This window comes from Pseudoalteromonas sp. PAST1 (genome assembly GCF_021532515.1).
Classification (GTDB): Bacteria; Pseudomonadota; Gammaproteobacteria; order Enterobacterales; family Alteromonadaceae; genus Pseudoalteromonas; species Pseudoalteromonas simplex.
Map to the genome: position 1 here is coordinate 43,705 of NZ_JAKGBH010000001.1, position 19,392 is coordinate 63,096.

The 19,392-nt window shown below is 41.6% G+C and carries 13 protein-coding genes and 1 riboswitch; of the genes, 10 read left to right on the forward strand and 3 right to left on the reverse strand.

What is annotated here, in order from left to right; translation table 11 throughout:
- Nucleotides 1–34 precede the first annotated feature (34 nt).
- Nucleotides 35–520, reverse strand: a complete 486-nt coding sequence (locus L1272_RS00190; protein ID WP_054552297.1) for a MarR family winged helix-turn-helix transcriptional regulator — start codon at nt 518–520, stop codon at nt 35–37.
- A gap of 329 nt (nt 521–849) precedes the next feature.
- On the opposite strand from L1272_RS00190, the gene L1272_RS00195 reads away from it, so the two are divergent.
- The 5 genes from L1272_RS00195 (at nt 850) to L1272_RS00215 (ending at nt 7,058) form a co-directional block, all read left to right on the forward strand.
- The gene (locus L1272_RS00195; protein WP_235372530.1) at nt 850–1,701 is read left to right on the forward strand and encodes a D-hexose-6-phosphate mutarotase; all 852 of its coding nucleotides are present in this window, start codon (nt 850–852) and stop codon (nt 1,699–1,701) included.
- Nucleotides 1,702–1,769: 68 nt separating this feature from the next.
- Nucleotides 1,770–2,303 carry a PH domain-containing protein gene (locus L1272_RS00200; RefSeq protein WP_054552299.1) on the forward strand — a complete coding sequence of 178 codons (534 nt, stop codon included), beginning with the start codon at nt 1,770–1,772 and terminating at the stop codon, nt 2,301–2,303.
- A complete protein-coding gene (locus tag L1272_RS00205) occupies nt 2,296–3,828 on the forward strand; it encodes a PH domain-containing protein (RefSeq protein WP_235372531.1) in 1,533 nt (510 codons plus the stop codon). Before L1272_RS00200 ends, L1272_RS00205 begins: the two co-directional genes overlap by 8 nt.
- 79 nt (nt 3,829–3,907) lie before the next feature.
- Entirely contained in the window at nt 3,908–4,150 is a 243-nt protein-coding gene (locus tag L1272_RS00210; protein WP_054552301.1) for a hypothetical protein, read from the forward strand.
- Nucleotides 4,151–4,235: 85 nt separating this feature from the next.
- The gene (locus L1272_RS00215) at nt 4,236–7,058 is read left to right on the forward strand and encodes a TolB family protein (RefSeq protein WP_235372532.1); all 2,823 of its coding nucleotides are present in this window, start codon (nt 4,236–4,238) and stop codon (nt 7,056–7,058) included.
- A gap of 1 nt (nt 7,059) precedes the next feature.
- Here the strand turns inward: L1272_RS00215 and L1272_RS00220 are convergent, their stop codons facing one another.
- A complete protein-coding gene (locus L1272_RS00220) occupies nt 7,060–8,199 on the reverse strand; it encodes a tetratricopeptide repeat protein (protein ID WP_054552303.1) in 1,140 nt (379 codons plus the stop codon).
- Nucleotides 8,200–8,470: 271 nt separating this feature from the next.
- Here L1272_RS00220 and L1272_RS00225 point away from each other — a divergent pair, with 271 nt between their 5' ends.
- Nucleotides 8,471–9,085, forward strand: coding sequence for a PQ-loop domain-containing transporter (locus tag L1272_RS00225; RefSeq protein ID WP_138619614.1), 615 nt, complete (start codon nt 8,471–8,473; stop codon nt 9,083–9,085).
- A 49-nt stretch (nt 9,086–9,134) separates the two neighbouring features.
- Here L1272_RS00225 and L1272_RS00230 read toward each other — a convergent pair whose 3' ends face one another.
- Nucleotides 9,135–11,645, reverse strand: coding sequence for a zinc-dependent metalloprotease (locus L1272_RS00230; RefSeq protein ID WP_235372533.1), 2,511 nt, complete (start codon nt 11,643–11,645; stop codon nt 9,135–9,137).
- A 265-nt stretch (nt 11,646–11,910) separates the two neighbouring features.
- Here L1272_RS00230 and L1272_RS00235 point away from each other — a divergent pair, with 265 nt between their 5' ends.
- From L1272_RS00235 to L1272_RS00250, 4 genes are all read left to right on the forward strand, one after another.
- Nucleotides 11,911–13,083, forward strand: coding sequence for an efflux RND transporter periplasmic adaptor subunit (locus L1272_RS00235; protein WP_054552306.1), 1,173 nt, complete (start codon nt 11,911–11,913; stop codon nt 13,081–13,083).
- A 9-nt stretch (nt 13,084–13,092) separates the two neighbouring features.
- Nucleotides 13,093–16,230 carry an efflux RND transporter permease subunit gene (locus tag L1272_RS00240; protein WP_235372534.1) on the forward strand — a complete coding sequence of 1,046 codons (3,138 nt, stop codon included), beginning with the start codon at nt 13,093–13,095 and terminating at the stop codon, nt 16,228–16,230.
- Between the two features lie 135 nt (nt 16,231–16,365).
- Nucleotides 16,366–16,449, forward strand: a riboswitch (cyclic di-GMP riboswitch).
- A gap of 108 nt (nt 16,450–16,557) precedes the next feature.
- Nucleotides 16,558–17,127, forward strand: coding sequence for a hypothetical protein (locus L1272_RS00245; RefSeq protein ID WP_054552308.1), 570 nt, complete (start codon nt 16,558–16,560; stop codon nt 17,125–17,127).
- A 154-nt stretch (nt 17,128–17,281) separates the two neighbouring features.
- The gene (locus tag L1272_RS00250) at nt 17,282–19,375 is read left to right on the forward strand and encodes a S9 family peptidase (RefSeq protein ID WP_235372535.1); all 2,094 of its coding nucleotides are present in this window, start codon (nt 17,282–17,284) and stop codon (nt 19,373–19,375) included.
- The last annotated feature ends 17 nt before the right edge of the window (nt 19,376–19,392 follow it).

Here is a 19,392-nt window from a genome sequence, read left to right on the forward strand (position 1 = left end):
CAGAAAATTAATATTAATCAATCAGTTTTAATTTTTACTGTGGTTCTAATGTCTTGGTGATTGCGCCAACTTCAAGTAGTGGTGAAGCATCAAGTTGATCTGCATCCATCATTGCGGCAATACGTTGCATTGATGAAAGTAATAAGCTTTGTTCCCACTCTTCGAGTGCTGAGAACTTTTCGATGAAGTGCTCTTGCAGAGGTTGAGGTGCTTGTTCTAATAGCTGTTTACCTGCTTCTGTGAGATGCAAACTAACTCGGCGTTTATCTAATTGGCTACGTACACGGGTGATAAGGTTACGGTTTTCTATACGGTCTAAGATATTGGTAACCGTAGCCGGGCTTAAATTTACATTTTGTGCAATGCGACTAGCGGTTATGCCATCGGTTTGTGCAACCTCGTTCATAATCAGTAATTGTGGGCCTGTTAAGCCTGAGGTTTTATTGAGCTGTTTTGAATGAAGGTCGATGGCTCTGATCACTTTGCGCAGCGACACTAGTAGCTCGTCATACTTTTGCATGTTTCTGTCTCTTAAATAAGGCGGCGTGGAACAACCGCAATCGCAAAATATTACACATCTAATAAATTGAGTTCAAATAAATAATAACTATGTGTCTTATAATTTGCGGCCATAAAGGTTGTTATCGTGTTTATTTATTAATTAGAGTAGAAATTAAAACATAAAAGTTGAAATTTAGATGGAGTAATTGTTGTTAACACTTAAAATGCAACTACGAGGTGACACCATCACTTTGTAGTAAAACAATTTATACAAATAACTAAATATTATTTACTAAAAGCCACTGCATTGGGTAAGGTGGATTTTTCTTTCATTAAATGGGACGAATTATGAAGTTATCGCCATCAGTTACGATTGAGCAAAGTGAAACCGGGCTTGAATTTATTAAAGTTGCTAGTGAGTTTTGTAGCGCTACTATTTTTCTGCAAGGTGCGCAGATCACTGAGTTCACGCCAACCGATAAAAAGCCACTATTATGGGTCTCAGAATTAGAAGATTTCCAAGAAGGCAAAGGTGTGCGAGGCGGTATTCCGATTTGTTGGCCATGGTTCGGAGTAAGCCAACATGAAGGCTGGCCAGCTCATGGTGTTGCTCGCACAAGTTTATGGCGTGCAGAAGAAGTGAAAGAGCAAGACGATTCTATTTATATCAGCTTGTCATTACCGATGACGCAAGTTGATGAAAAGTATTGGCCTTATAAAACTAAGTTATTGGCCGAGTTTATTTTAACCTCTAGCTTAGAGCTACGTTTAACAACCACAAACTTAGATAACCAAACTGTACAGTTCACTCAAGCACTGCACACGTATTTCCCAACACCAGCAATTGAAGAAACAAAAGTAGATGGCCTGCAAGGCGCGAAATACATCGAATTTGCTGAAGGTCCATTTGAGCAAAATGAGTTAGTGTCGTTCGCGCGTGAAACAGACATGGTTTACACCGAAGCAAAAGACACTCAGCGTATCATTACACCTGATGGCATTATTGAAGTAGGCCGCGAAAATTCAACATCGTGTGTACTTTGGAACCCATGGATTAATAAATCAAAACGTCTTTCTAATTTTGCTGATGACGAATATCACGTCATGCTGTGTTTAGAAGCGGCTAATGTCCTTGATGATAGTGTTGAACTTGCACCAGGAGCAAGCCACACACTTGCAACAAAACTACGCTGGGTATAATTTATAACATATAATAACTCAGTGTTAGCACGTAAGGCCGGCACCGCTGGCCTTTACAAGGAATTACCGTGTTTAGTAATCAACAAATAGAAACCCTACCAAAGCATCAAACGATTCAATTCCAACCACTTGCAGATAATGCGATATGGCATGTACAACTAAATTGGTTGTTGTTTTATGTGCCTTTAATGGCCGTGATCATTACAGTACGGCACTTTAATCCAGCCATTAGCCAAGCTATTGCTACACCTTGGCTTTTGGTTTTGCCATTGTTGGTAATACTGTCAATGGTTTACAACCTTTACAGCGTTCGCGCCAAAGGGGTGGCAGTAAGAGAGCATGATATTGCCTTTAAGCGAGGTTTAATTTGGCAACAAATCACCTTATTGCCTATTTCTCGTGTGCAACACACCGAAATTCATCGCGGCCCAATTGAGCGAAAGTTAGGACTCGCAACACTCAGGCTTTACAGTGCCGGTGGCATGAGTGCTGATTTACATATCAGTGGGTTAACGGACGAACAATGCAATGATGTCCGCCAGTTCGTGCAAAGTTATGGTGATAATGCAGCAACTCAAGAAAATGAGCTTGCCGATGAGTGATCAACAATGGCAACGCGTGTCGCCATGGGCGCTACTGTATTTTATTGTTCACTTTGCACTGCGCTTCATAAAAGATGGGCTGCTTAATTTACTGCCTATTTTGGTGTTATTTGTTACGCAAGTTGAGCAAAAGCTGTTTTGGGGGCAAATAGCTGTTGCCGTGGCCTCTTTAGTTTTAGTGCTGTATGCCTTTGCTTATTATCGTAATTTTAAATACCGCATAACGGATGGTCACGAAATACTGCTCAATAAAGGGGTATTTAAAAAAGAGCGGCTAACCCTAAAATTTGCTCGAGTACAGAACGTAAACATTGCCGAACCTTTTTATTTTCAGCCAGTTAATTTAGTTAATTGTATTTTCGATGCCGCCGGTAGTAGTGCTCAAGAAGCTGTGATCCCGGGAGTTAAGCTTAGCTATGCCGAGCAAGTTCGTGAACAAGTTATGGAATTTAAGGCTCAGTTACAACAGCAAGAACAGCCGTCTATTGAGCAGAGCGAAGCAACAGATAAACCGAAAACCTTAACGATCAGCAATGCTGAAATTGCTAAGTTTGGTTTGATGTCGAACATGGCAATATTGGCATTGGCTGCACTTGCTCCATTTATGAATGTGATTTTTGAGTACCTCGAAAAAACCATCATAAACCGCCTAGAGGCCATACTGAATGAGCAAGCTGCGTTCGTTGGTAGTGCCGCTGCAATCGCTGTGTTAATCATGGTTGTTGCCATTGTTTTATGTGCTATTTTACTTTCTGTTGTCATGGCCTTGGTGCGCTTTTTTAACTTTCAGCTGTATTTTCAGGACGATAAGTTTAAGCGTGTGGCAGGTTTATTTGAGCGCCAGCAACTCTCGATCAGCGTGTCGAAAATTCAAAGTGTGCAAATCAAGCAAAATATTATTGCTCGGCTGCTTAATCGCTATACCTTAATTTGCCCACAAGTGAGTAGTGGTGGTATGGCTGCTGGGGTTGCGGCACATAAAAATAAACAAACGTTAGTGATGCCAGTAATCACCAAAGAGCAAGTGCAAGCCGTGTGTGGCTGGTTATTTCCATGGTTTGTTGATTTAACAGAGCTTAACTTTGTTAAGCCTGAGCGCGCTTTACTTTATAAGAATACGTTTTTATATGTGGTCCTACCTACTATATTTTCTGCTTTAATTTTCAATGTCTTATTTGATGCTGCTACGATGCTGTGGAGCATTGTCGTGGGCTTAGTTTTGATGATCGGTGTGTTTTTGAATTATCAAAAAACCGGTGTGGCTATGTATCAACATGACGGCCGCTTTTTTGCCGTATTTAAAACCGGCATGCTGGGTGTGCAGTATCGTGTTTTTGAAATCTATAAAGCACAAAGTGTCACCACAATAAGCACTTATTTAATGCGCCGATCACAGCTTAAAAGCTTGTATATACAACTTGCTTCTGGTTCAGTATCAATGCCTTATTTAAAAGCAGAGCTGGCTGAGCAGTTTGCTGATTTCGCCCTATATGAAATAGAAGGCGTCGAGCGGAATTGGTTTTAAATGAAAATAATTCTCAATATCATTGACCTGTTTGGGTTTTTGAGTATACTTTCTCAAAAGCTACAGATGGAGGTTCGCAATGATTTATTTACTACCTATTTTAGCTATTTCAGGTGTTGTCGGATTGCTTTGCTATGCTCGCAATAAGAAGGAGTGTAAAGGTCTTTGCGTAAGTTGTGCAGTGACTTGTATTGCTTTGCTTGTGACTGGCGCGATGGCTCTTGCGGGTCTTGGTGCATTGAGAAGCAGTATTATGTTTGCAGCGACAATATTTATTGTTTATCAATTACTAGGCTTGGTTCGCCCACTTAAGATCGAGTAATTTCTTACACTTTTTAACTTCAGCCTTTTTAAAAAGCATCGCATACTAATCCTTAAATTAAGTAACTTGCTAATCAAGGATTGTGATGAAAAAAGCCCTGTTAACTGCGGCACTACTTGCTGCTAGCCATGCTTCAAGCCAAGAAACTTGGCAAACCATTCATACCGAACACTTTAACGTGCATTTTAGTACTGAGAATCAGCAATGGGCCCGTTCAGCAGCAACAGAGCTTGAAATTGTTCGTGATAAGGTTTTAAAACAGCAAAACCGTGCCCTTGATGAAGTGGTCGATGTACTGGTTTTCGACCCGTTTAACGCCTCCAATGGCTTTGCTTTGCCTGTAACTAATAAGCCTTTAATGGCCTTGTTTACTACGCCCCCGCAATCCGACACGGTGATTTCTAACACTGATGGCTGGCAGCAGTTATTGATTTTGCATGAATATATTCATTTAGTGCATCTTGCTCAGCCTACTCGAAGCGACGTACGTCAGGTTATTCGTAATAGTTGGGATATTTACGATTTAGTTGATGGCGAAATGCCGCGCTGGGCTGCCGAAGGCTATGCAACGCTGCTTGAGTCGAAAATGACAGGCCGAGGCCGTTTATACGATAACCTTTCAGAAGCAATACTGGTTGAATTTGCCCAGCAAGGTGCGCTGCCACAATATAACCAATTGAGTAGTACCGAAGGAGGCTATTTAGCTGGCTCAATGGCGTATTTAATGGGTTCTCGCTTTCTTGCATGGCTCGAAGAGAACTATTCAGCGCAAACTCTTGATGCAGTTTGGACACGCATGCAAGCGGTTAAAGCACGTGATTTTGATGAGGCCTTTAGCGGGGTATTTGGCGACTCACCTGAGCGCCTATATCGTCGTTTTATTGCCGAATATACTTATAAAGCAATGGCTAAAGAGGTAAGTGAGCAAACACTTACAAGTAAGCTTTGGTTAGAGCTTGATTTATACGCTTCGAACCCTGTTTTAAGTTTAGATAACAGTAAACTTGCGATTGTTGAGCGCAACAAAGATGACGAAACCCGTTTAGTCATTTATAGCACTGATGACAATCAACAGGCTGCCGATGATTTTGCAAAGCAGCAACAAGCGTTACTTGATGATGATCCTGTCGATATCGCAGATAAAGCCCCCAATGTCTTTAAGCGTAAGCAAAAACATGTGCTTCAACAAATTAATAGGCAGGGTATAAAAAACCCGCAGTGGTTAGACGAAAATACTTTGTTTTTCACTGCCACAACAACAGTTGCTAAAGGCTCCATTCAAGGTATTTCTGATTTATACCGCTATGATATCGACACTGGTAAAGTGAGCGCTTTGACGCATCATGCAGGGCTGCGCCGCTTTAGTATTAGTGATAACGGGCAAACTGTTTATGCTGAGCAAACTCAGCATGGTTTCTCTGAGCTAGTGCGCCTTGACCTCAATACGGGTGTTTCTACCCCTTTATTTGAGAAAAGCCTAGAAACGGTTTATGACTATCCATTACTAAGCCCTAATAAAGCTCAACTTGCTTATTTAAAAGCGACATTGAATGCCAATTGGGAGTTGTATATACAAGATTTAAGCTCTCAAAAATCACTTACTGTGCCAATGCCTGAGGGCTATCAGTATCTGTCACAACCTAATTGGCAAGCAGATGGCAAAGGGCTATATTTTGTTGCCGGTAAAAAGAAAGCTCTCGATTTATATCATTATGATCTACAAAGCAATTCACTACGCCAATTAACGCAAGGCCAAGAAGCTGTTGCACACCCAATGGCAATGAATAATGGTGAACTTTTGTATTTATCGATCACTGCTGAAGGGCCGAATATCAAGCATTTTGCTGAGCAACCACAAGGATTAGAGGTTGTTGAATTTGCTAAAAGTGCGGCGCCACCACGAGGGCAAGTAACGAGCGAAGTATTACCTGAGGCGAAAATCTACCCGCAAAGCCCAACTGAGCCAGCCGATTATGATATTTGGCAGCAAAAACCAACCTTTTCGTTGGCATCTCAGTACTATTCAGCTTCATCTTCACTGCTTACCCTTGGAGTAAAAAGCAATGACTTTTTAAAGCAGCTCGATTTACAGGCAGGCTATAGTGCTGATTTACATGACAAAGCATTAGAAGGGGTGTTCGCGGCCGTTAAGTACTCAGCGTTTGATTTAAAATTTAAAGCGCTGTTATTTGATTACGACCTTGAATCAGCAAAACAGTACCACTCACAAATGCCACTAAACATTAGTAACACAGGGGCGCATTTAGCTTTGAGTTACCCGTTGCAGTTTCAGCAGCTTAGTATTACGCCGAGTTTGAGCTATAACTACAGTGACTTTAGTAATGGGGATGATCAATGGTTAACGCTTGGCCTTGAACAAAAATGGCAACATGATAGACAGCAATATGGTTTTGCTCAGTCCGTAAGTGCCCAGTGGCTATCCGGTGATGCTGACCCGAATAATTGGCAGGGCTATAACTTTGCTACCGTATTGAGCGGTTATGCCTATGATATTCCCGTTTATGTTAATTTTGCTCAGCAATATCGCGATGACAGTAGCCTTGCGCTTGGCGGTTATGAGTCAAACTTAATTAATAATGACACGCAAAGTGGCTTTGTTGTTGCCCCTGAGCTGCCGTTTATTAGTCAATTAGGTAACCGCTATAAAGGCTATGGCGGGGGTATTAGTTACAAAGATTCATTACCTTGGCTTTATTACCAACAGCATCAGGTCGATAACCGAGTTTATGCACAAAGTTACGGTCTCAAGTGGCAAGGAGACTTTAGCTTTGGCATGGGGCCTGCAGGTTTAAATGATGTAAACCTTGATTTTGGCGTCGCCCGAGTAGAAGGCGACGACTTTGAAAATGATTTACGCGCTTGGCTAAGCTTTTATTACTCGTTATAAACTAGTGTTGACCTTTTAAGGCGAAAAGCTTGGCGTGATAAAGTGCTAGTTTTTCGTCTTTATTTTCTATCTCAATGGCTTTTTCTAGCCATTCTTTGCTGCTTTGTTCATTACCTTGCTGATAACTTACAATCGCTAACTCTATATATGGTTCAGATAAATACGGAGCTAATGCGATAGCCTCCTCGAGTTGTTGTTTTGCTTTGTAAAATTGGCCATTGTTACGAGCGTTAATCGCTGTAGCGAGTAACTCGAATGGGTCTTGTCTAAGCATAGCAAGTTGTGAATTGAGCTGCTCTGCCAAAACCTGATCATTCAGTTGCTCGGCCAGCACTGCGTAATTATGTAGTAAATTCGTATCTTTAAAGCCATGCTGCATCGCTGTTTGATAAATATGTTTTGCTCCAGCTAAATCACCCGATTGACGATGTAATACGGCAGCTAAATTGTAAAGCGCAGCAGAATTTGGTGTATATTCATTGGCTTTTAAAATATAGCTGTAGCTCAAATCAAATTGGTTAGCAATAAGTGCGTCGCTTGCTAGGTTGCTGTAATAACGGCTAATTAAATCTTTTAGTTCAGCGCGGCCGGAATAAAAACTACCACGAGCAGGAAAGTAGTCAATGACAGTACCTGGCGGTACCAAATAATTATCTTCTTCACTTAAAGGGGCATAGACTTTGGTGCGAAAATGGCCTGACACATACACTATATTATTTTGCTTACTATAAACAGGCTCACTTGAGACCGCTTGGAAACCAGTTTTGAGCCCGACTAGTTGCGCGTATGCGTGAGTTAAAATTGCTAAACTGATGCAATTGCCTTGCTCATTTTGTAATGCCTGTTGGGCATTTAAGGTGGCGCTAAAATAATTAAAATTACTGAGCTTATTTTCTAAGTATTGATAAAGAACTTGATCATCTCTTAAATAGTCACCTTGGTGTCTTGTGAAATAGTTAAGGAAGCGTTTTTGTTCCTCGGCTGGTAAGGTAAAAAGTTCAGGGTCTTTTAGTTCAACTTGTTGAAAATGTTCATTGTTTAGTAAGCTGGCAACGCTAGGAGGGGGGGCTGACTGTTGGCTTGTACTCTCGCATCCAGCCAAAAAGGAAAATAAAACAATTACATATAAAATTGGCTTCATAGCTTTTCTCTCCTGAATACTATCCGCTCAATGTACCCATATTGCAGTGACTATTCAAGTCAGTCGTTAGTGTCATCAGCTGTAAACAGCTTGTACGGATATCTTGCCAATAGTCAGTTGTATATTTTTTATTCTTTATTGCATTCTAATACTCTCTCATTACAATGCCGCGCTCTTTTAAATCGCTTTAAAAACAGTTGTTTACTGCACTTTCATGGGCGATTTATAAATTGCTAACTTATTAACTAAATTGTAACGAGAGAGGTCTGTTTTGGCGCACTTTTTGCCGATTATTTCATGCTTTATTTTAGCGTTTAGCTTTTATCCGCTTTTAAATAAGATCCGTAAAAATCGCAGTGTGTCGGGCGTTTCGCTGTTAATGATGAGCTTTGGTGTTGCGCAAAGTGTGTATTTCATCACCTTTAATTTGTTTTTTCAGCGTTTTTACATGGTTTTGCCGTTTGTTGTTACCGGCATGCTAAGTGGTGTGATTCTTTACTACTTTGTTCGTTACAATGCTGAACGAAAGCAACGCATGCAGCTAGCTGGGTTATTAGCTATCTCGGTCGTGCCTTTTGGTTTGTTGCTTAACCCTCATTATGAAACAGCAACGGTGCTTAACTGGCTAACCTATGTAGGTTTAGTCATGAGCTCTATTCGTGTTATGCCGCAGACTTATAAAACCATTAAAAGTGGTGATATTAGTAATTTAAGTGCGCGCTACTTTAGCCTACAGTTTGTTGCTGGAAGCTGCGGCCTTGCTGCCGAGCTTGCTATGACGACACCGAGTGTGTCTCACATACTGACCTTTGTAATGATTCTACTGACTAATGCAGCGCAACTAGGGTGTATTCAGTATTATAAATCGCGCCCAGCAATGGCTTAAACTAAAAACAAAAGGCTGCCAAGTGGCAGCCTTTTTTGTGTTGCTAAGATTATGCTTCGAGGGCTTTACTAATTAAGCGATCGATATATTGCTTATGCGCTTTAGCTGCGGTGTCTGCACCCCATGGTACGCTCATATCAGCAATTTGATTTAACTGATAAAGCGCGGCAGCTTTGGCTAGGTTATCGTGCTTGCTCGCTTTGCCTAAACCAGCGATCGTGATTAGCTGATTCACATATTCAACTTGTAGATTGTGACTTAGGGTGTTTGCTTTTTTGCTGTCTACAAAAATGCTTGCTGTTAAGTCATTCATAAATTGGTTAAGTGAATACTCGTTGCCATACATTGCGCTGTCTGAAATACGCAGCATGACAGCCGGGTGTAATAACTGAGCAAGTACCAGCTTCTGCATACCTAAAATCATGCCGTGTGGTTTAGGGTCTTCGTTCTTACCGTAATGATTAAAACCACGACGCTGCTGTAGCAGGTAGTTATACAGTGGCTGCATGCTCGAAAGCACATTTGGCGAGAATACTTTGTCGGCTAACACTTGCATTGCATGTTGCTGGCGCTCAAGTGGCACAGGCGTAAATGGTGCACCATTTTTGTCATCGCCCACCACATTACGTTCTACATAAACACCACCAATTTGACGAGATACCACGCCTGCTTGTGTTCTGTAGCTTCTAAATAAAATGTTCGCTGAGGTAACCAGCTGTTGGTATGACTCACCATTAACCGTGGCTTTGTCTTTAAGTTCAGTAAGCAGCTTATTGATAAGCTCCATACGATCATCAGCATATGCGGCAGGGTTAGATGACATATCGCCAATCATTACACGTGGGTCAATATGGCGGCCTGGAGCACGCATATCATCAGCATCATTACCAAACGCTAAAGCATGCTCAGATGAGCGAGCGAGAATTTTCTCAAGGCGTTGTTGCTCAGCCGCTTTATCAGCCAATGCTTGGCTGTAGCCGTATTCAATTGCCCAATCATCGTAAGGGCCAGGTTTGGTTTGGAAGATATCACCTTGCTGCATACCAATAGGGGCAATGTTTGCTGGTGCATAGTCCATAACAGAACCCGTTACGATACCTTGCGTTTTACTCTTATCGTGAACTTCTTTTTCATCCCATAAGATAGATGACTTCATATTGTGGTTAAGACCAAGGGTATGGCCTACTTCGTGTAAAACTAGCTGAGTTAAACCTTGGCGTAAAATCTCTTTGTCTTCAATGCTCGCACCTGTGCCTAAGCCTTTAGCAAGTAGCATGTTTTCTTGAATGCTGTGACCCAATGAGCAATGTAAATCGGTGCTGCTTTGGTTAGTTTCAAGCGTGGTTGCACCTTGGGTGTATAAAGTGTCGTACATCCAACGGTTTTTCATGAAAACATACTCTAACATGATGTCAGAGCCTAAGATCTCACCGGTTAATGGGTTCGCAAGGGCAGGACCATAACCACCAAATGGAGGGCGTGGTGATGCAGTCCAACGTAACACGTTGTAGTTAATATCGCCTGCATCCCAATTGGCGTCATCAGGTTGTACTTTTACTTCGATGGCATTTTTAAAGCCTGCTTTTTCAAATGAGCTATTCCACGCGAGCACGGCATCACGAATAGTGTCTCGCCACTCAACCGGGGTAGTATTTTCAATCCACCAAGTAATCGGTTTAACTGGCTCAGACAGTGCCGCTGACGGGTCTTTCTTTTGTAAGTCCCAGCGCTTGATGACATCTTCATAAGGTGCCCAATCCGCTGATGTCATATTGTCGAATTCGTTAGTGAAATAACCAATACGCGCGTCATCTTGGCGAGCTTGATAATCATTTTTCGGTAACGCGACAAATGAATGCTGTACTTTAATTGAAACGTTACGAGGATCGCTTACGGCTTTTGAACCTCGTACTGTTGGGTTAGCATTAGAAAATACATAATCCACCACAACATCTAGGTTATTTGGGTAAGGGCGCTGTTTAACAATACGCGATTTTTTGTCGTTTAACTTACCAAGTTTAAAGCGTTTGCTGGCATTTTTATCTTTTGGGTTTGCCCAAGGTGACACTTTATGCAGTGCTTCACTTAAAAAGAGCCTATCAACTTTAAAAGCAATTTTACCGTCTTCTTCTTTTTCGATTTTAATACTCGCAAGGACAGCTTCGCTGATGTTGGCATCGGCAGAGCGTGCTAGGGCTGAGTTTTCATCAAATTTATAGCGCGGTGTTTTGCTAATAATATCAATGCGGTCAAAGTATTTACGAAACTCAATTAGCTTTGTCTCGCGATATGCCCCTCTGAAGTGACCTGCGTCAGTAACACCATCAACGGTGTGAGCAAAGTACACAAATGGTGTATCAAGTTGAGATTGGTCGATCACCATTAAGTTATCGCCGGTTTTCGCATCTTGGTAAATGCTGAAAACACCGGCAAACTCGCTTTTATCTTTGATCATTTCAGCCAGTGTTTTTGGCTTCTTTTCTTCTTTTTTCGCTTCGGCGGCGTGGCCATTCATGGCAAACGCTAAGCTTAGTGCCAGCGCAATGTTTGTTATTTTCATTGTTAACTCGTTCCTTTAATTATTTCTCAATCAAGTTTAATGAATTAACCTCTTGATAAAAGGCTGTTTGTTAACAAGTGTGAAAGTAGTGTTGTAAGCCTCTGATATTAAGTGGTTTTTGTTTGTAACAAATTGTTCTTAGATAAGTTTTGGTTTTTGTGTTGCCAATTTATATGTTTTTGTAACAGTTCCTTACAAATGTCACATTAATGTTTCTGTCAGCTTTGGTATGATAGGGCCAGTGAAAATATTATAGGTGTAAGTTATGCGCACAAGTTTATTAAAATGGATCTTACCGTTTGTTGCATTAATCGTTGGTGTTGCTGGTTTTAAGGCAATAAACGCGATTGCTCAAGAGCCTAAAGACAAGGATGTAGTTGATGTGCGTCCTTTAGTACAGGTTGAGCCAGTAGCAAGTGATGATCATCAAGTGATTATTAATAGTTACGGCGAAGTGAAACCGCTTGAAAGTACCTTACTTGCCTCGCAAGTGGCAGGTGAAGTTACAAGCTGGCATCCAAATTTTGTTGCTGGTGGCATCGTAGCGCGTGGTGAAGTGTTATTTACCATCGAAAAAGATAACTACGAAGCAGCTGTACTACAAGCTGAAGCGTCACTTGCCAGTGCTCAAGCGGCACTGATCGAAGAGCAAGCACAGGCTAAAGTGGCAGAGGATGAAGCAAGACGTTACCCAGAGCGTGAGCGCACCGACTTATTCCTACGTAAACCTCAAGTTTTAAGTGCACAAGCAGCTGTTAAATCAGCTCAAGCGGCATTAAAACGTGCCGAGCGTGACCTTGCTCGCTGTGAGGTGAAAGCACCTTACGATGCACTGGTGATCAGCCGTGAAATTGGTGTTGGTCAATACATTAATGTAGGCAGCCAAGTTGCTGAAATTAATAATATTGAAAGTGCAGAAATCATTGTACCAATTGCTGGTTTCGATAGTGTATTTTTACCAAAACGCTTAAAAGGCGTTAAAGCGACCATTATCAATAAAGGCTTAAACAGCTTTACTCGTGAAGCCGAAATTGACCGTGACCTAGGCGTTGTTGATAACGCGACGCGTATGAGCAACTTAGTTGTTCGTGTTGATGACCCATACGGCTTAAAGCACGACGTACAACCTATTAAATTTGGTGCTTACGTTCAAGTGAACTTTGCCGGTGCAACATTACAAAACATCTACCGTTTACCGCAGTCTTTAGTGAATAACCAAACGGTGTGGATTGTGAACGGCGAGAATAAACTTGAACCACGTAAAGTAACCGTAGTGCGTGAAGAAGGTGAGTACTTCTATATCAGTGATGGCCTTGAAGTGAATGACCAGTTGGTTCTAACGCTACCTGAGTATCCGCAAGAGGGTATGGAAGTGAAGATTGCTGGAATGAAAGAAATGACAAGCGATGCAGAAACTGCAGCGGTTGAAAAGCTTTAAGGTAGCACTATGACTGATACAAACACAGAAAAACAGTCTGGCCTTATTGCTTATTTTGCCAATAACTCGGTCGCTGCTAACTTAATGATGGTGTTTATCATCATCATGGGGATCATTAGTTATTTCACTATTCAGCGTCAGATGTTCCCGAATATTGAAATTAACTATATCGAGGTACAGGCCAATTATCCGGGTGCCTCACCACAGGAAATTGAAGAAAGTATTCTAATCAAAATTGAAGAGTCACTAAAAGATGTCACCGAAATTAAACGTGGTGTATATCGTTCGTTCCGAAATAGTGGCACTGCAAGTTTAGAGATCAACACAGATGCAGAGCTCACTGATGTACTCGATAAAGTGAAGCTACGAGTAGACAGTATTGCGACTTTCCCTGCGGGCATGGAGCCGGTGACGATTAGTCAGGTTGAGTTTCGCCAAGACGTGATTGGTATGACGCTAGTAGGTGATATTCCACTGACTGAGTTAAAGCCTGTTGCAAACAAAATTGAAGATGAGTTATTGCAGTTATCTAATGTGTCGCTGGTGCAAAACGATGTACCACTTGATGAGATTGCGATTGAAATTGACCCAGATTCACTGCGTCAATACAACCTTACTTTAAGTGATGTGGCCAGTGCAGTACGTCGTTACTCTGCGAATATTTCGGCCGGTCAATTACGTACTGACGCAGGTATTATCTCGGTACGTGTTGAAAATCAATATTACAATGGTGATGAGTTCCGCCAGATCCCAGTAAAAATTGGCGCTAATGGCGCGAAAGTACTGCTAAACGACATTGCTGTGATCAAAGACCAATTCACTGAAGGTGAACGCTATTTTAAATTTAATGGTGAAAATGCCGTTTATTTATCTGTAAAAGCAACTAAAGAACAAAATATGATCCCGGTTGCTGATTCAGTTAAAGCCTTTATTGAACAAAAGAATAAAGAGCTACCAGCCGGTCTTCGTCTTGTGCCACTGATGGACATGACTTATTACCTCAATGCCCGTTTAGACATGATGAAAACCAATCTTTTCCAAGGGGCTATCTTGGTGGCCATTATGTTGTCTATTTTCTTGCGCTTTAAGCTAGCACTTTGGGTAATGATTGGTTTACCTGTGTGTTTCTTAGGGGCAATGATGATGATGCCATTATTTGGTATCAGTATTAATATCGTGTCGTTATTTGCCTTTATTATGGTACTCGGGATCGTGGTAGATGATGCCATAGTCATAGGGGAGAGCGCCTACACCGAAATTGAGAAAAAAGGCGGTGGTGTTGTAAATGTGGTAAATGGCGCAAAGCGCGTTGCTACCCCAGCAACATTTGGTGTCTTAACAACGATTGCTGTATTTGCACCGTTTACATTATCAAGTGGTCCAGAGAGCGCATTCTTCTTTGGTATCGCAGTGGTGGTTATTCTGTGTCTGATATTTAGTTTGATTGAATCGAAACTTATTTTACCAGCGCACATTGCCCATACTAAGTTTCCGCCAATTAATCCTAATAGCTGGCGAGCGCGTTTTAACAAACGTTTCTTTGAGTTTGTAAATGGTCCATATAAGCGTTTTATTGAGCTGTGTGTTGAATGGCGCTGGTTTGTACTATTTGCGTTTATCGGTTTATTGATTTTGACGTTTGGCTTAATTTCTTCAAACCAAGTGCGTGTGGTACCAACACCAAAAGTACCTCAGGACTTTCCGCAAATTCGTTTAGAAATGAATGAAAATGCCTCGGATATGCAAACAATTAATGCTATTCGTGAAATCGAAGCCATGGTTAACAAGGTAGACCAAGAAACAGAACGTGAATTTGGCCAAAAGCTAATTCGCGATATCTTAGTGTTCAACCAAGGTCGTACTGAAGCACAATTACTTGCTCCGCTGGTAGATGAAGAGCTTCGCCCTTATAACGCATTCGAACTATCTCGTCGTTGGCGTGAACAAATGCCAAGCATCCCAGGTGTGAAATCACTGCAAATTTATGATGATGTAAATGGCGGTGGTATGGATGGTGAGTTTGGTTACTTACTTTATGGCCCAGATATCGATACCTTAAATGAGGCAGGTCGTCGTTTCATCCAACTATTACAACAGCAAAAAGGCTTATTTGATATTAGTTCGACCATCGATCCGGCGAGTAAAGAAGTGCAATTAAGCTTAAAACCTGTGGCATATGATCTAGGTTTAGACCTTGCCAACATTGCTAACCAAGTAGGTGCAAGTTTCTACGGTGGTGAAGCTCAGCGTGTTATTCGTCGCGGTGAAGAAGTGCGTGTTATGGTTCGTTACCCGAAACTAACACGTGAAGCGTTTGCATCATTAAAGCATGCTGTTATCACAACGCCTGCAGGTCAAGAGGTGATGCTGGGTGATGTTGTTGAACTGAACGAAAAACCAGGTATTAGCTATATTCGCCGTGAAGGTGGCTATCGTACTGTGTATATCTACGGCAGTATCGATGAAGAAGCGATTGAACCGGGCGAAGTTGTTAAGCAAGTTGACGAGAACTTGTTGCCACAGTTAAAAGAAGAGTACCCGTCAGTTAAAACTGAGCTAGGTGGTTCTATTGAAGAACAACAAGCGCAAGCTAATGAGCAAATCATGTTCTTCATCGGCGGTATGATTTTAGTGTATATCTTGCTTGCTGTACCGCTTAAGAGCTATTCGCAGCCTCTAATTGTTATGTCGGTTATTCCATTTAGCTTAACCGGTGCTATTTGGGGTCACTTCTGGTTTGGTTTAGATATTAGCTTGATGTCGGGCTTTGGCTTGATTGCTGCGGCCGGTGTTGTAATTAATGACTCGTTAGTTATGACAGACTTTGTAAACCAAGCACGCCGCGAAGGTATTTCAACTCGCCAAGCGGTTATTGAAGCAGGTTGTGCGCGCTTTAGAGCAATCACCCTGACATCAATTACAACCTTTGCCGGTGTACTACCGATTATGTTCGAAACCAGCTTGCAAGCTAAGTTTGTAATTCCAATGGCGGTTGCACTTGGTTTTGCGGTTATGTTTGCAACTCTAATCACTTTAGTACTAGTACCTTGTTTGTACATTATCATGAGTGATGTAGGTAATGGCTTTTTGAATATATTCCGTTCTGGTCACCGAATAACGACCAGAAGAAAGCTGGTGAAAGACTAAAGCTCTTTCTGTTTTAAAGCCAACCGAGCGGTTGGCTTTTTTGTTTCTGCATCTTTTGCTAGTAACTATTTGCTATATAAGACCTTTGGTTACATTCTTTTGTTTGATTTGTGATTCGGTCGCGATTATACTCAGTCTTGTTTTTGGCAAACTAACTGAAAAGTTAGGACGCAAAGTTTCCGGTCTAAGGTTTTAAACTATGATAGCGGGACCGCTGATAAGCACATAATCTAGTGCTTTGGATCTTTTGCCTCAAACTAAAAAGTATTTATTTTGTACGGTTGTTAGATAATGCCTATTAGTTGTTCTTAGGGTGATACTTTGTTTATGCATACGTCAATGGCCTCCGGGAAGTGGTTGCCGATTGGTTGCTTGAATCATCATACCCAACTATTTGTTGGTGATAGGGTGATTGTGACCTTTTATGACATGCAAGGAGAGCTAGTCGATTTATCATTCGAATATCCAATAGTCAGTACGGATCAAGGTGAGCCTCATAATTGGCCGCGCTCCGTTGCTGAGCATATTAATGTGCATATTCCGCTAGTAAAAGCTGGAAAAATGACTGATCAAGGTTTAGTGGTAGCCTATCGCTCAAACCAAATTTATGCCCTAGAAGGCTCGGGTATTACGCATGTAAAAGTGGCGTTTAATTGTATCGCCAAGTGTGAAGAGCGAGTAAAAGATAGTCTGCAAGATTATGACTATGTTTATCCTCAAGCATGCAACGATTACAGTGCAGGAATTAAGGTTTTACAACCTAAAACAGGCCATATTTATATGTGTAAACCATGGCCATTTAGCGAGTTTTGTCGTGTTAAAGATTCACACAACCCGCTATTTGAACCAGGTGTAGGAAAAAGCTGGGCTATGGCTTGGCAGCAAGTTTCACATTAAGAGTTTCCCCCTAAATGCTATTTTAGCATTGCTTAGCCCACTCAATTTGAGTGGGCTTTTTTAATACCAACCCGCAATAATACTTAATTAAGCTGATTGGTATAATTCTGTGATAAACTGCCAGCAATTCGTTTTTTATTTTTGGTTTTTTCTTGTGTCGTCAAATTCGTATTCTTTGTCTTTATTAGCGCATCCTCCTGTTGCCAAAAAACAGCCTCATCCATTAACTACTCATCAACTAACTCGCACCGATAACTATTATTGGATGCGTGATGATGAGCGTGAAAATAAAGATGTATTAGCGCACTTAAACGCCGAAAACGATTATTGCGATGAGCAACTCGCCGATATAAAACCACTGCGCGAACAATTATTTAATGAACTAAAAGACCGCATTGTAAAAGACGACAACACGGTACCCGTGAAAGATGGCCAATATTGGTATCACTCAGAAGTACGTGGCGACGATGAATATGCACGCCATTATCGCAGTAGCTCAATAGAGGCACGCGACAAGCACTTGCTGTTAGATGTAAATCAATTAGCTGGCGATTACGAATTTTATGAATTAGGCGAAGTTGCAATTAGCCCTGACGAGCAGCTACTTGCATACTCTGAAGACACTGAAGGTCGTCGTATTTATACCGTGCGTTTTAAAAATATTGCCAGCGGCGAGATGTTTAGTGATGTGCTGGAAAACACCGAAGGCCAAGTGGTGTGGGCTAATGATAATAAAACGGTGTTTTATGTGAAAAAAGACCTGCAAACCTTATTGGGTTTTCAGGTTTACCGCCATGTTTTAGGCACCCCGCAAGCTGATGACGTACTGGTTTATGAAGAGCAAGATAAAAGCTTCTTTATGGGGCTTGGCAAAAGCCGCGATGAAAGCCTGATCATAATTGACCTTGCGACTACAGAAACAAACGATACGTGGGTGCTTGATGCCAATAATCCAGAAGGTGGATTTAGCGCCTTAATGCCACGCGAAGAAGGCCATGAGTTCGATGTCGATAAGCTAGGTGATACCTTTTACATTGTGACCAACTGGCAAGCGAAAAACTTTCGTTTAATGACCGCGACGCAAAGCACCATTGCCGATAAACATCGTTGGCAAGAGCATACACCACATCGCGAGAACGTATTGTTAGAAGGGGTCGAGATTTTCGATGACTACCTTATCCTCACCGAGCGAGAGCTTGGCCAAACACGTTTTGTAGTGGTGGATCAGCAAGCCGAGCGTCTTACTTTAGAGTTTGATGACCCTTGTTATTATGCTGCAATTGCCATGAATCCAGAGCCGAATGTGAGCTCTGCGCGTATTTACTATTCAAGCTTAACTACGCCAGGTTCTTTGTATGATGTTGATTTAAAAACAGGTAACAAAACCTTATTAAAACAACAGCAAGTATTGGGTGATTTTAACCCAGAGCATTATCGCTCAGAACGTTTAATGGTTACTGCAAGAGATGGCGAGCAAGTGCCGGTATCTTTGGTTTATCGTATCGACCAATTTAATAAAGATGGAAGTAATCCGCTGTTGCAATATGGCTATGGCGCGTATGGTATTACCATCGATCCTAGTTTTTCAAGTAGCTCACTAAGCTTGCTTGACCGCGGTTTTGTTTATGCGATTGCACATATTCGTGGTGGTGAAATGCTAGGGCGTCACTGGTATGAGCAAGGTAAAAAGCAATATAAGCAAAATAGCTTTAGCGATTTTATTGATGTTACGCATGCGCTTACTGAGCAAGGCTATGCACACCCAGAGAAAGTATTCGCGTCTGGTGGCAGTGCTGGTGGCTTATTAATGGGCGCTGTGGTTAACCAAGCACCTGAGCTTTATTTAGGTATTGGGTGTCATGTGCCATTTTTAGATGTGCTAACCACCATGCTTGATGAGAGTATTCCACTGACGACCAATGAATACGACGAATGGGGTAATCCAAATGATCCTGCGTTTTATGATGTGATTCAGGCTTACTCACCGTACGATAATATTAAGCCACAGGCTTACCCTAATATTCTTGTTACAACCGGGTTTCATGACTCTCAAGTGCAATACTGGGAGCCAATGAAGTGGGTTGCTAAGCTACGTGAGCTTAAAACCGATGACAACATTTTGGTATTTAAAACCGACATGGATGCAGGCCATGGTGGTGCATCGGGTCGCTTTAAAAGCCTTGAAGAAAAGGCATTAGAAATGGCCTTTTTTATTGCTTTATTATCGAATAAAGGCTTAGATAAATAGGTAAATAAATTTTATAA

Coding starts and splice junctions, on each gene's coding strand:
- L1272_RS00215 (WP_235372532.1), top strand. CDS start 4,236: ATGAAAAAAGCCCTGTTAACTGCGGCACTACTTGCTGCTAGCCATGCT.
- L1272_RS00205 (WP_235372531.1), top strand. CDS start 2,296: ATGAGTGATCAACAATGGCAACGCGTGTCGCCATGGGCGCTACTGTAT.
- L1272_RS00245 (WP_054552308.1), top strand. CDS start 16,558: ATGCATACGTCAATGGCCTCCGGGAAGTGGTTGCCGATTGGTTGCTTG.
- L1272_RS00220 (WP_054552303.1), bottom strand. CDS start 8,199: ATGAAGCCAATTTTATATGTAATTGTTTTATTTTCCTTTTTGGCTGGA.
- L1272_RS00240 (WP_235372534.1), top strand. CDS start 13,093: ATGACTGATACAAACACAGAAAAACAGTCTGGCCTTATTGCTTATTTT.
- L1272_RS00190 (WP_054552297.1), bottom strand. CDS start 520: ATGCAAAAGTATGACGAGCTACTAGTGTCGCTGCGCAAAGTGATCAGA.
- L1272_RS00230 (WP_235372533.1), bottom strand. CDS start 11,645: ATGAAAATAACAAACATTGCGCTGGCACTAAGCTTAGCGTTTGCCATG.
- L1272_RS00235 (WP_054552306.1), top strand. CDS start 11,911: ATGCGCACAAGTTTATTAAAATGGATCTTACCGTTTGTTGCATTAATC.
- L1272_RS00210 (WP_054552301.1), top strand. CDS start 3,908: ATGATTTATTTACTACCTATTTTAGCTATTTCAGGTGTTGTCGGATTG.
- L1272_RS00195 (WP_235372530.1), top strand. CDS start 850: ATGAAGTTATCGCCATCAGTTACGATTGAGCAAAGTGAAACCGGGCTT.